The following is a 12,555-nucleotide window of genomic DNA, read 5'->3' as shown; positions in this document are numbered from 1 at the left end:
CGGTGGTCGTGACGAAGGAATGGGTACGCGCGAATACGTTTCAGGTGTGTTGCGTTGCTTCTCCCTATGCCGCTCTCGCTCGCCCCTTGCGGCACTGAGGGCGGGCAGTCGGAGCCGGCCGTTTCGAAGAGCCAGGAGACGCGGTCGCCGAGGCCCTCCGCCGCTCCCGTGCCCGATCCGCCGGAGGACTTCCTCGACCTCGCCGAAAAGGCGATGGGGGAGGAAAGCGCGTGGCATCCCGCTGAGCGACGCGCAGCTCACCCTGTCCGGCCTGGAGCTGAATCCGGCCGGCGACTGTCATTCGCCGATGCGGCGCACCGGCTGGCCCGTGACACGGGCAATCGTCTCGAAGTCAGCATCCTGGTGGAGGACTGTGAACTTGTGATGTTGGGCGGTGACGGCGACCAGTAGGTCAACGGGGCTGGCGCACTGATGCCACCCCCTGTCCGCGAGATGTTGCTGCAGATCCGCGGAGTCGTCCCACACGGAGTCGCGCATCGAGTAGTAGGGGAATGTCTCCCGGAGCAGGCCTTCGGCTTCGTAGTACGCCGCGCGGCCGCCGACTGCCCGCAGATATTCCTGTCGCACCGGCTCGCAGAGCCCTACCAGCCCTGCGGTGACGATCTCGTCCCAAGCGGGACTGGCCTGACACCGGTAGAAGCGCACCAGGGCGCTGGTGTCGATGAGAAACAGCTCGCTCACGCGGCGGACCGTCCACCGTTGTCCGGGTGTTCATGGCCGGGGTCGATGACCGAGAAGTCGATCTCGCCATCGGCAACCATCTGCCGCATTCGCTCCACCGCTGCCGCGCGACGCCGCCGGTCAGCGATTTCGCGTAGGGCCGCGTTCACGGTGTCCTTCTTGGTGGTGGTACCCAAATGTCGTGCAGCCTCTTGCAGGGCTTCGTCGTCCAAGTCGATCACGGTACGGGACATGGCGACCCCCAGGATGTGTATATACGTTTTGAAAAGAAGATATCACGAGGAAGTGTCGCCGTGCTCGGCTTCGGGGGCGCCGCGCCCGAGGGTGCCGAACAGGCGGCGGGGGAGGCGACCATCTCCAGGGCGAGGCCGATGTCGGGGGAGTGGCCTCCGGGGCAGCGGGCTCTGTCGGGCCGGTCGGGTGCGGCACGGCGTTCGGGTCATTACGCTCTGTGCGCGTTCGCGCATGGAGCGGCCCCCGGGGGCGCCACCAGCACCAGCCGAGGACCTTCACCCACGAGTGGATACGAGAGGTCCACCGAGATGCTTCGGCATGCTATCGCGCCCCTTGGGCGCTACACGAAGGCCTCGCACGATGTCGAGCGTCATCCGCGTCTGAACAGTGACGCGAAGATCCTGCTCCTGTATGTGCAGGGGCTTCCCGAGGATCAGACCGGTAAGGCGCTGAGTGATCACGCGCGGAAGGTCGGGATCACGGGGTCTGCGTACAAGACCGCGAAGAAGCAGTTGGTGACGCATGGGTTCGTGCACGACCTGAAGGAGCCTGTGGGGCGTGGCCGGTGGGTCACGGTGCACGTTTGCTCGAACGTTCCGCTGACGAGTGAGGACGTGGCTGGGATGCGTGGCGAGCCGTCGCCGGGTGTGCGGTTTCCGGCGGTCGGCGAGCCGAGTGGTCGGGCGGTCGGCGGCTTACTACCAGTAGATGAAGAACTTGATAAGAACTCACCCCACCCACCCCCCGAAGCCGAAGCCGAAGCAGAGGCAGAAACGGGAGCGGAAGTGAGGGCGAAAGTGGGGGCCGGGTCTGACAGCGATCCGAGTGCCGAAGTGGTCCAGGGGGAACGGGTGTTGTTGTCGTTGCGGCACGAGCGGCGGGATCTGTATCTGGGCGTGCGGGAGGCCCGGGGGGCTTGCGGAGGCCGCGGCTGAGTGGCTGCGGCGGGGGGTCTCGGCCGCTGATCTGCGGCGGGCGTTGGTGAGTGGGTTGCCGGAGGGTGGGGTGCGGTCGGCGGTGGGCTTCTTGCGTCACCGTCTCGTACACAAGCTGCCCGAGGCGGCACCCGATGCGGCACCCGATGCGGAGCTCCGTCCGCCGGAGCCGGTGGCGGAGCTCATCGCGTGTGCGGGGCCGGGGGTTGAGCATGTATTCCGGTCCGTGGGTGGTGAGACGCACTGCGGGCCGTGCAGGCGGGAGGAGATGCGCGCCGTCCGGGCCGCCTCGCGCGACGACGGCGCGGCCCAGTCCGACTCCCTCCCGTGGCGAGAACACTTCGCTGCCGTGGCCGCGATGGGCGAGGTGTCTGCCTCCACGGCATGAGGAGCGGGCGAATTGGAGCCCTCTGTAGTGGTCCTGTCCGGAAGGTGCGCGCGCTCGCAAGCCGTCGGCCGACTGTCCCGGCGTGAGGGGCCGCGACCTTCCTGCACGTCAACGGGAGCGGTGCCACTGCCGGTTGCGTCTCTGTGCCGGGTGCCGCGTGCCGCGACTGGCGTCGGCGACGTTCGAGATGAGGCGATGGTTGTGCGCGCGGAAGCAATTCGTCCTCTTCCTGGCCATGAGAAGGACCACAGCGCCTTTCGTGTGATGTTCCCGGGTCTCTGAGCGCTGGGTCAGTGTCGGTGATCGCAGGCACGGCGAAGGGCAGGCGGAATCATGGGTGGGGATGAGCGGACAACGTTTCCCGAAGCAGCGGTGATGCGCTCCTACACATCGGAGTTCGTCGCCCGGCTCACCGCGCGCAGCCGGCTGCCCCTCGACTACTCGGTCGCCAGCCTCCGGCTCGTCGATCTCGTCGTCGACGGCCTGCGGCGTGATCAGCCGCAACGGGACCGCGTCTCCGGGACCCTGCTGGGGCTCGGGGCGTACACCGGCGAGGTGATCGTCCGCAGGGCCGGTGGGACATGGGTGGACTTCGACGTCGTGCAACGGGAGCTGTTCCGGCAGGCGGTGGGCGTGCGGATGCCCGACGGACGGGTCTGGAATCCGCTCGGCAAGGTCGTCAACCGCTTCGAGTCGGGGGCGGAGGAATCGGTACAGCGGCTGTATCTCCTGCTGCACGGGCGGGCGGCGCAGCACAACGCTGTGTGCGGGTAGCTCCTGCGCGTGGAAAACCTGTGACATTTCTGTGGCTCCGGACGCAGAGGGAGAGAGGGGTGTTGCCTCGGCAGGACAGAGACACGGGGGCCGGTGCCGGATCGGGTGTTGAGCAGGGAAGCGTTGGGCACGGGCGAGGAGCAGCACCGCAGGCAGATGCACGACGCCGAGCTCGGTGCTGCCGTCGAGCGGGCCCAGCAGGGGGACGAGGACGCCTTCGCCGTCGCGTACCGGATGGTGCAGCCGGGCCTCCTCGGCTACGTGCGCGGACTGGTCGGTGACGATGCCGAGGACGTGGCCTCCGACGCCTGGCTGGAGATTGCCCGCGATCTGGGGCGGTTCCGCGGTGACGGAGCAGGGTTCCGTGGCTGGACCGCGATGATCGCCCGCCACCGTGCGCTGGACCACTTGAGGAAGCTGAAGCGGCGGCCCCGTGCCACCTTGATCGAACAGGATGTGCTTCAGCTGCCCGGCGGCCACGACACGGCCGCCTCGGCGCTGGAGAGGCTCTCCACCCAAGCGGCGCTGGAGATCATTGGGACGCTGCCGCGCGAGCAGGCCGAGGCCGTACTGCTGCGGGTGGTCGTCGGTCTGGACGGTCCCGCGGTGGCGCGCGTGCTCGGCAAACGCGCGGGGGCGGTCCGCACGTCTGCGTACCGCGGGCTCAAGAGGCTGGCGGAGCAGGTGTCCTGGGGCAGTGGGACGGGCGCTGTGACGAAGAGGGCGCGTCGTACGCTGAGTGATGAAGCATGAGATACGAATCGCAGCGGCCGCCCGAGCCGGCGGAGACACCCGAACTGGCCGCGTTGTTCGCGGCAGCGCAGCGTACCGGGGCACTCGACCCCGGCGACGAGGAGCGCGCGACCGCCGCCTTCGTGGCCGCGCGGGACGAGGGCGCGCACAACGCAGTGGTGCGGTGGCGGCGTCGACGTGACGACTGGCGTCCGGCGAAACGACGGCGCGGTGTGCGCTCGTTCCGGGTGATGCTCGGTGGCTTCGTGGCCGCGGCGACGCTCGGCGGGGTTGCGGTGGCCGCGGGTTCGGGGGCGATTCCGGAACGTTTCGGTGGCGGTGAGAGCGACGGGGCGGAGTCCGTACGTTCTCCGCGTACCTCTCCCGCGACACCCGGTGGGCATCCCTCCGGCGATGAGTCGTTGCAGCCGGACGGCGACGGTACGGCGCCGGGGGCCACGAACGCTCCCGGCGACGTGCGTCCTTCCGGCCGGCCCGACCGGGCACAGGACGATGTCGCGCTGTGCCGTGTGTACCTCAGCGACCGGGGCAACGGGAAGGCCATGGACGCCGCTGCCTTCGAACGGCTGGAGGCGGCCGCGGGCGGTGCGTCGGAGGTGGCGGTGACGGCCTACTGCGACGGGCTCCTCGGACAGCCGTCACCGGGGGAGTCGAAGAAGGCCCAGGGCAACCGGGACGCGAAGGAGAAGGCGGAGAAGAAGGCGGAGAAGAAGGCCGCGTCTGAGGGGAAGCAGGGTGGCCAGGCGCCGTCGAGAGGGAGCGGGACCCGGACCGGGAGCGGCGGCAAGGATGGGTCCGCTGTCGGCTGAATTGCCGACTGTGGCGCTCGCCGTTGCCGCCAAGCAGTCGGGTGACGGCCCCGAAACGAGGACAAGCTCGTCAGCGGGGGAACGGTGCTGGGCGGGATCGCGGACCGGCCGGATCCGGCCCCCGGCTACTGGGCACTTCCGTGCGTCGTGACGATCTCCTCCTGGTCGATCTGCCCACCCTCTACAGCAGTTGACACCAGGAGCGGCCAGTCTTCGAACCGGGAGCGTAGGGGTTGGCAACTGCTCGTCAGATCGGCGGAATACGAGGACGACCGGGGCCGCCACCCCCCACAGGAGAGGCCCCGGTCGTCTTCCGCGAGGCCGTAGGACGACCCCGTACTCCTTTCAGCGCCGTCACCGCGTTTTCTGTCACACCGCCCGGTGTCCGAAGAACGTTGCAGCTTGTACAAGTCATGGACGCGGCCCCCGCGAAGGACGTAGCGTGCTGAGTTGCGCAGGGTGGCGCGGCAGTGATGACCAGCTGCGATTCAGAACAGCAGGGCGGGTTGAGGGAGTGCTGGGGGACGACGCGGAGTTCACTGCCGCGGTGCTTGCGGCACAGGACGGGGACGAAGAAGCCTTCCGTACTGTGTACCGCGCTGTACAGCCGCGACTGCTGGGCTACATACGGACACTGGTGGGGGAGCCGGACGCCGAGGACGTGGCGTCCGAGTCCTGGCTGCAGATAGCGCGAGACCTCGACCGGTTCAGCGGCGACGCGGACCGCTTCCGTGGCTGGGCGACGCGGATAGCGCGTAACCGTGCCCTGGACCACCTCCGGATGCGTGGCAGGCGCCCCGCGGTCGGCGGCGACGAGTCGGAGCTGTCGGAGAGGCCGGCCGAGTCCGACACCGCCGACGAGGCGATGGAGGCCCTGGCCACCGGCCGCGCGATGTCGCTCATCGCCCAACTGCCCCAGGACCAGGCCGAGGCCGTGGTGCTGCGGGTGGTCGTCGGCCTGGACGCGAAGAGCGCCGCCCAGACGCTGGGCAAGCGACCGGGGGCGGTACGCACCGCGGCGCACCGGGGACTGAAGCGGCTGGCCGAACTGCTGCGCACGGACGGCGCGGACCATTCCGACGGCCGACCCGGGGACGGGGACGGCAAGGGCGGCGACGGCCGTGCCGAAGGCGGCGCGGGCATCGCCGCGGACCGTGTTCCCGCGGGCGATCCGGCGGATCTGCCCGCCCCTCACGGAAGCGCGGCAGACCGGACGGCGGAACTCGGCGCCGTGCCCGCCCAGCGCCCCTCCCGCAAGGGTCCGGCGGCGCCGGCCGGTGTGACGCATTCGCATCTGTGGACGCAGAAGGACATGTGATGGCCGACGAGCATTACGAATGGCTTGACGAGGACGCGGCGGAGCGATTGCTCCGCGGCGAACCGGTCGATCCCGTCGGCGGCGACTCGTGTACGGAAGCGGAGAGACTCGCGGCAGTGCTGGACGCCGCCCGGGCCGTCCGCCCGGCCACCGGCGAACTTCCGGGCGAGGCCGCGGCGTTGGCCGCCTTCCGTGCAGCGGCGCACTCCGCGCACGCAAAGACGCGTGCGGCGAACCCGCAGGCGAAGGGGCACGACGAGACGGGCGAACCGGTACCGGCCGACGTACTCGAACCGGTGCACATACGGCCCGCATCCGGCGGCTTCGCCCAGGACAGCTCCACTTCCTCCGCGGCCTCCGGCCGTACCCGCTCCCTGGGCCGGAGCCGGCCCGTCCGCTTCGGCCTGGTCGCCTCCTTCGCGGGCTGCGCACTCGGCGGGGTGGCCGTCGCCGCGAGCACCGGTATGCTCCCCGGACCGTTCGGAGGGCACACCCCCGTGCCGGCGGCCACCGTCTCGGCCGCACCGACGCCCGGGGAACTCGGCTCGGGGGGCGTCACCGACGTGAGTCCGTCCGCACCGCCGCTCGCGTCCCCAAAGACTGAGCCGTCCACGCCCCCGGCGGATCCCTCCGCCCGCACCGGTGACCGGGGCAGCGGCAGAGCCGGCGAGGGCGATGACAAGGACGAAGACGACCGGAAGCCCGACGGCACCGCGAGTGAATCCTCCAACGGCACCGAGGACGGCCACCGGCGCGATGGCACCGAGAACGGCGACCGGTCCGATGACTCCGACAGCGGCAAGCAGCCCGACGGCTCCGGGAACGGCACCCCCGGCGACTGGTACGCCAGGACGCTCAAGGCCTGCCGTGCCTACCGCGACGGCAGGCTGGACGACGAGGGCAGGCGGTATCTCGAAGCGCTGGCGAAGGGCGCCCGCAATCTGGACCGGTTCTGCGACCGCGTGATCGCGAAGGACACGAACGGCCAGAACAGCCCGGGCAGCGACGGCGGTGGCGAGCAGAGCGGCCGCGGCGAGAAGAGTGGCGACGGCGATTCGAACGGGGACAGCGGCGGCTCCGGCACCCTCCCGGCGATCCGCTTCACCACCCCGCCGTCGTCCTCGGCCCCGGTTTCCTAGTGCCGCGACAGGCAGTGAGCCGTGCGCGCCGGATTCTTTTCAAACCGCTCACCACGAGGTGTGACGTTTTTCGAGGCGACGGCGCAGTACAGAGTGAGCCGACTGGTCATCGGCAGCGCACAGAGCCGGGGTTCCCCCCGTACCTGCGGCTCAGCGCATTGGCGCGGGCGGGACACGTTCCCCCGGTCCCGTCCGCGCCCCTTTTCTTCCGGCGGGACAGGCCTTATCCGTAGACGACGACCTTGTCGCCCGTTTGCACCTGGGCGAAGAGCGAGGCGATCTTTCCCTCGTCGCGGACATTGACGCAGCCGTGCGAGGCGCCGCTGTAACCACGGGCCGCGAAGTCCGCCGAGTAGTGCACCGCTTGGCCGCCGCTGAAGAACATCGCGTACGGCATGGCCGAGTGATAGATCGTCGACACATGGTGCCGTGACTTCCAGTAGACGGAGAAGGTGCCTTCGCGGGTCGGCGTGTACTGGGAGCCGAAGCGGACGTCCATCGACGAGACGAGACGGCCGTCGATCATCCAGGACAGCGTCCGGCTGTTCTTGCTGATGCAGAGCACCCTGCCCGTCATGCAGCGCTTGTCCGGCTTGGTGACGGGCAGGGCGGTCGGCGGATTCAGCTCGGCGGCCGTCGGTTCGTGCGTCATGCCGAGCAGCTTCTGCCAGGTGAGGGTGTCCGTCCTGCCCGTACGGGAGAGGCCGCGCTTGCCCTGGAAGGACTGGACGGCGGCGACCGTGACGGTGCCGTAGTAGCCGGTGGGGGAGCGGTCGAAGTGGCCGATCTGCCGCAGCCGGGCCTGCAGCTCCCGCACCTGCTTGCCCTCGGCACCGCTCGCCATCAGCGTCGTGCCCTGCGGGTCCGGCTTCGGTGTGGGCGTCGCGTCGGCCTTCGGGGACGATGATGGCGAGGCGTCCGGCGATGCCGGCTGCGATGCCACGGGCTTGGCATCGTCGGCCGTCGTGGCCCGGGGCGGTGCCGGCGGTGCCGCGGACGCGCTGTCGGCGGGCTGCACCTTGCAGCCGGCGGTTGCGGCGGTCATGGCGAGAACGGCGAGCGCCGCAGTGGTCGTGGTCCCTGCCCAGCCCAGTCCCCTGCGTCGTAACGTGCTTCCGGTGATGCTGCGTACCATCTCGGCCCCCTCTTCTCCGGGTTTCTCCGGTGCTCCATGGGACGGATTCCCGCTCTGCCCGGTTGCCAAAGCCCGCGCATGATGGGGAGAGCGGCGGCGAAGGGCGTGGAGAAGGGCTGTGAGCAAGGTCCCAGCCCGTGCACCTCCACCGGCCTCGTGCCCGTCGCTACAGTCCGTCACCAGAACCCTTGGTTACCGGAAAGCAGTTTTACTGAGCAGCATCAGCGGGAGGCAAGCAGATGACGCGCGAGTCGGAGTCGGGACTGCCCATCGAGCCGGTGTACGGGCCGGACGCACTCGACGGGTGGAACCCCGACGACAAGCTGGGAGAGCCGGGTGCCTACCCCTTCACGCGCGGCGTCTACCCGACGATGTACACCGGCCGGCCGTGGACGATGCGCCAGTACGCGGGTTTCGGTACGGCCACGGAGTCCAACGCCCGCTACAAGCAGCTGATCGCCAACGGCACGATGGGCCTCTCCGTCGCCTTCGACCTGCCCACCCAGATGGGCTACGACTCCGACGCGGCGATCGCGTCCGGCGAGGTCGGCAAGGTCGGGGTGGCGATCGACTCGATCGACGACATGCGGGTCCTGTTCGACGGAATCCCGCTGGACAAGGTCTCCACGTCCATGACGATCAACGCCCCGGCCGCGCTGCTCCTCCTGCTGTACCAGCTGGTCGGAGAGGAGCAGGGCGTCACGGCGGACAAGCTCACCGGCACCATTCAGAACGATGTCCTCAAGGAGTACATCGCCCGCGGCACGTACATCTTCCCGCCGGAACCCTCGCTCCGGCTGATCGCCGACATCTTCAAGTACTGCCGGGCCGAGATCCCGAAGTGGAACACCATCTCGATCTCCGGCTACCACATGGCGGAGGCCGGGGCCTCGCCCGCGCAGGAGATCGCGTTCACCCTCGCGGACGGCATCGAGTACGTCCGTACCGCGGTCGCGGGCGGCATGGACGTCGACGACTTCGCCCCCCGCCTCTCCTTCTTCTTCGTCGCCCGTACGACGATCCTCGAAGAGGTCGCCAAGTTCCGCGCCGCCCGCCGGATCTGGGCGAGGGTGATGAAGGAGGAGTTCGGCGCGAAGAACCCCAAGTCGCTGATGCTGCGCTTCCACACCCAGACCGCGGGCGTCCAGCTCACCGCCCAGCAGCCCGAGGTCAATCTGGTCCGCGTCGCCGTCCAGGGCCTGGCCGCGGTCCTCGGCGGTACGCAGTCGCTGCACACCAACTCCTTCGACGAGGCCATCGCCCTCCCGACCGACAAGTCCGCCCGCCTCGCCCTGCGCACCCAGCAGGTTCTGGCATACGAGACGGACGTGACGGCCACCGTGGACCCGTTCGCGGGTTCGTACGTCGTCGAGAGGATGACCGACGACGTCGAAGCCGCCGCCCTGGAGCTGATGCTCAAGGTCGAGGACATGGGCGGCGCGGTCAACGCGATCGAGCGCGGCTTCCAGAAGAACGAGATCGAGCGCAGCGCGTACCGCATCGCCCTGGAGACCGACAACGCCGAGCGTGTCGTGGTCGGCGTCAACCGCTTCCAGCTCGACGAGGAGGAGCCGTACGAGCCGCTGCGCGTCGACCCTGCGATCGAGGCCCAGCAGGCGGCCCGGCTGGCGAAGCTGCGGGCCGAGCGCGACCGGGGCGCGGTGGACGAGGCACTGGGCCGGCTGAAGAAGGCGGCCGAGGGGACGGACAACGTCCTGTACCCGATGAAGGACGCCCTCAGGGCACGGGCGACGGTGGGCGAGGTCTGCAATGCGCTGCGGGAGGTATGGGGGGCCTACGAGCCGTCGGACGCGTTCTGACCCGTGCGGGTACCCGCACGGGTGATCTCTCGCTGAATGTCCGCGACCCTGGATAGGCTCATGAACAGTGGTTTCCGAAAGGAGGATGCCGTGGCCGTAATACAGCACGAGGAGCAGGTGCACGTGCAGGAACAGCCGGAGCTGACGCTCGGCGAGGCAGCCGACCAGCTCGCACGCTCGCTGCCTGGGCATCGCGTGGAGATTCTCCAGGGGAGGCTCACTGTGACACCACCGGCGGACGGGACGCACGCTCTGGCGCTGTCCTGGCTCAGCGAGGAGTTCGGCGCCCGGGCGCGCAAGGTAGGGCTCAGGCTCGTCCAGGGCGTGGGGCTATGGCTGCCAACCGGCCCCGACGACTACGCGATTCCTGACCTGTCGGTCGTCGAGGCGGACTTCAGGGAGCATCACGCCATGAAGAACTGCTACGCCGCCCACGTCTTCCGCATGGTCGTGGAAGTGACCTCGACCAACTGGGCGGACGACCTCGGCCCCAAGGTCGAGGACTACGCCCAGGCGGGCATCCCGGTCTACGTCGTGGCCGACCGCAAGCACGACCAGGTGCTGCTCTGCACCGACCCCCGGGGCGGCGAGTACAAGAACAAGGCACACCACAAGCGCGGGACCTCGTTCACCGTGCCGGACGTGGTCGGCGTCGAGATGGAGCTCTCCGTCGACCGCCTCCTCGACGGCGACGAGGACTGACTCCGCGCCTTCCCGAACCCCCTGGACGGAGTGTCGTACCCGCGTGCGACACTCCGTTCCGTGCTGGGTATCACCGATCTTCCGACCTATCTCGCCGGCCTGGTGCTGATCGTTCTTCTGCCGGGGCCGAATTCGCTGTACGTGCTGTCCGTCGCCGCCCGGCGCGGGGTGCGGGCCGGCTATGTGGCGGCGGCCGGGGTGTGGACCGGGGACACCGTGCTGATGACGTTGTCCGCGCTGGGGGCCACCTCGCTGTTGCGGACGACCCCGGTGCTGTTCGCCGTCGTCAAGTTCGCGGGTGCGGGGTATCTGACCTGGCTGGCGATCGGCATGTTGCGGGCCGCGGTGACCATGTGGCGCGAGCGGCACCGGCGCGTGGCCGAGCTGACCGACGGGACCACCGTGCCCGAGGACGCCGCGGCGATGGAGCGGCCGTACCGGCGGGCGCTGGTGGTCAGCCTCTTCAACCCGAAGGCGATCCTGTTCCTGATCTCGTTCTTCGTGCAGTTCGTCGACCCCGGCTACGCCTACCCGGCGCTGTCCTTCCTGGTGCTGGGCACCCTGTTGCAGATCGCCAGCTTCCTCTATCTGTCGATGCTGATATTCGGCGGCACCCGGCTGTCCGCCGCGTTCCGCCGCCGCAAGCGGCTGTCGGCGGGGGCCACTTCGGCGGCCGGTCTGCTGTTCCTGGGGTTCGCGGCGAAGCTCTCGCTCAGCAGCGTGTGACCGCGGCGATGTCCAGCGGGGCCGGGTACTGCGCCAGGCCCGAGGCGGTGCGTGGTGCGCGGCCAGGGGCGCCGGCTCCGGCTCCCGGGGCGAACTCGGTCCCGTAGGGCCCGCAACGGCAGCGCGGACCCCGGCGCCCGCTCTCCGCGGGCACCGGGGTCCGGCCGTATGTCAGGCGCCGAGGCCGTAGAGGGCGAACTCCTCCCAGGAGCCGGCGATCTCGGTCGAGCGGGCGCGCAGTGCGTACTGGAGCGACCCGGTGTAGCTGTTCTCCATGGCGACGAAGAGCCCGTTCGACGTGGACTGGAGCGCCCAGAGGTCCAGTCCCTCGTTGTAGTACAGGAAGAACTGCTCCCAGCCGCTCACACTGGTGGAACGGGCGCGCAGCACGTTCTGCGCGCTGCCGGTGTAGTTCTTCTCGACCGCCACGTAGCGGTCGTTCGCCAGGGACTTCAGGGCGTATGTCTCGGAAGCCTCATCCCACTCGAGGGCGAAGCCCTCCCAGGAGCCGCCGACCTCGGCGGACCGGGCCCGCAGCACACCGGTGTTCGGCGCGGTGTAGTTCACCTCGGCCGCGACGAACTGACCGTTGCGGACTGATTGCAGGGCGATGAGCTCAGGCGCCTCGGCCGTGGTGGAGACACCGCCACCGGCGGCGAACGGGGCCTGCCCAGTGCCTGTCTTCTCCGAGATCCGCGCCAGTTCGGCGCCGTCCACCGCCTCCCAGCCGCTGGGAACGGCGGCGGGTCCGTCGGCCCGCGGGGCGGCTCCGGCCGCGGGTGCGGCCAGCGTGGAGACCGCCAGAACGGCACTCAAAGACAGAAAAACGGACGTGATGCGTCGCACAGGTCATCCTCACATGTCGTCAAAAGAATTCGGAGGCGGCGAGAAAACGGGCCTCGTCGGGTCTCCGGTCACTTTCTCCAGAGATTCACGGCATGAACAGCGGCACAGGTCGTTGCATGCGCCGGTAACTGTTCTCTCCGCATGGCGAAGCCGTCCCCGAATTAATCCCCACCCTCGACAACTACGGCCGACGCCCTCCCCGGGCGTTTTCCGCAGCTGCTGCGCCACTTGGCGAAGCAGCCTCAGCGTAACGGCGGGATGCGATTTTCGACAA

At 69.4% G+C, this 12,555-nt stretch carries 13 protein-coding genes; 9 read left to right on the top strand and 4 right to left on the bottom strand.

Annotation, left to right across the window (positions count from 1 at the left end):
• Positions 1 to 297: 297 nt before the first annotated feature.
• Together ABT115_RS24110 and ABT115_RS24105 are read right to left on the bottom strand one after the other, a co-directional pair.
• A complete protein-coding gene (locus tag ABT115_RS24110) occupies positions 298 to 702 on the bottom strand; it encodes a PIN domain nuclease (protein ID WP_351793427.1) in 405 nt (134 codons plus the stop codon).
• Entirely contained in the window at positions 699 to 935 is a 237-nt protein-coding gene (locus tag ABT115_RS24105) for a type II toxin-antitoxin system VapB family antitoxin (RefSeq protein ID WP_351793425.1), read from the bottom strand. Before ABT115_RS24105 ends, ABT115_RS24110 begins: the two co-directional genes overlap by 4 nt.
• A gap of 309 nt (positions 936 to 1,244) precedes the next feature.
• Here ABT115_RS24105 and ABT115_RS24100 point away from each other — a divergent pair, with 309 nt between their 5' ends.
• From ABT115_RS24100 to ABT115_RS24075, 6 genes are all read left to right on the top strand, one after another.
• A complete protein-coding gene (locus tag ABT115_RS24100; protein WP_351793423.1) occupies positions 1,245 to 1,871 on the top strand; it encodes a hypothetical protein in 627 nt (208 codons plus the stop codon).
• Positions 1,872 to 2,634: 763 nt separating this feature from the next.
• Positions 2,635 to 3,033 (top strand): hypothetical protein, encoded by a 399-nt coding sequence (locus ABT115_RS24095; RefSeq protein WP_351793420.1) that lies wholly within the window; start codon positions 2,635 to 2,637, stop codon positions 3,031 to 3,033.
• Between the two features lie 123 nt (positions 3,034 to 3,156).
• On the top strand, positions 3,157 to 3,786 hold the full coding sequence (locus ABT115_RS24090; protein ID WP_351793502.1) for an RNA polymerase sigma factor: 630 nt from the start codon (positions 3,157 to 3,159) through the stop codon (positions 3,784 to 3,786).
• Positions 3,783 to 4,595 carry a hypothetical protein gene (locus ABT115_RS24085; RefSeq protein ID WP_351793418.1) on the top strand — a complete coding sequence of 271 codons (813 nt, stop codon included), beginning with the start codon at positions 3,783 to 3,785 and terminating at the stop codon, positions 4,593 to 4,595. The genes ABT115_RS24090 and ABT115_RS24085 overlap by 4 nt, the downstream gene beginning before the upstream one ends.
• A gap of 514 nt (positions 4,596 to 5,109) precedes the next feature.
• Complete coding sequence (locus ABT115_RS24080) at positions 5,110 to 5,913, top strand: RNA polymerase sigma factor (protein WP_351793415.1); 804 nt, start codon at positions 5,110 to 5,112, stop codon at positions 5,911 to 5,913.
• Positions 5,913 to 7,052, top strand: coding sequence for a hypothetical protein (locus ABT115_RS24075; protein WP_351793412.1), 1,140 nt, complete (start codon positions 5,913 to 5,915; stop codon positions 7,050 to 7,052). Before ABT115_RS24080 ends, ABT115_RS24075 begins: the two co-directional genes overlap by 1 nt.
• A gap of 223 nt (positions 7,053 to 7,275) precedes the next feature.
• Here the strand turns inward: ABT115_RS24075 and ABT115_RS24070 are convergent, their stop codons facing one another.
• Positions 7,276 to 8,187, bottom strand: a complete 912-nt coding sequence (locus ABT115_RS24070; protein WP_351793409.1) for a L,D-transpeptidase family protein — start codon at positions 8,185 to 8,187, stop codon at positions 7,276 to 7,278.
• A gap of 239 nt (positions 8,188 to 8,426) precedes the next feature.
• Between ABT115_RS24070 and ABT115_RS24065 the strand changes: the two genes are divergently transcribed.
• The 3 genes from ABT115_RS24065 to leuE all read left to right on the top strand — a co-directional run bounded on the left by ABT115_RS24065 (position 8,427) and on the right by leuE (position 11,435).
• Complete coding sequence (locus ABT115_RS24065; RefSeq protein ID WP_351793406.1) at positions 8,427 to 10,007, top strand: acyl-CoA mutase large subunit family protein; 1,581 nt, start codon at positions 8,427 to 8,429, stop codon at positions 10,005 to 10,007.
• Positions 10,008 to 10,097: 90 nt separating this feature from the next.
• Positions 10,098 to 10,709 carry a Uma2 family endonuclease gene (locus tag ABT115_RS24060; RefSeq protein WP_326767355.1) on the top strand — a complete coding sequence of 204 codons (612 nt, stop codon included), beginning with the start codon at positions 10,098 to 10,100 and terminating at the stop codon, positions 10,707 to 10,709.
• A 60-nt stretch (positions 10,710 to 10,769) separates the two neighbouring features.
• A complete protein-coding gene (gene leuE, locus ABT115_RS24055) occupies positions 10,770 to 11,435 on the top strand; it encodes a leucine efflux protein LeuE (RefSeq protein ID WP_351793402.1) in 666 nt (221 codons plus the stop codon).
• 171 nt (positions 11,436 to 11,606) lie between these two features.
• Here leuE and ABT115_RS24050 read toward each other — a convergent pair whose 3' ends face one another.
• Positions 11,607 to 12,272 carry a fascin domain-containing protein gene (locus tag ABT115_RS24050; RefSeq protein ID WP_351793499.1) on the bottom strand — a complete coding sequence of 222 codons (666 nt, stop codon included), beginning with the start codon at positions 12,270 to 12,272 and terminating at the stop codon, positions 11,607 to 11,609.
• Positions 12,273 to 12,555: the final 283 nt, after the last annotated feature.

It is taken from the genome of Streptomyces sp. NPDC001832, assembly GCF_040297265.1.
In the GTDB taxonomy this organism is placed as follows: domain Bacteria; phylum Actinomycetota; class Actinomycetes; order Streptomycetales; family Streptomycetaceae; genus Streptomyces.
Note: the sequence above shows the minus strand (reverse complement) of the source record. Positions and strands in the feature narration are given on the sequence as shown.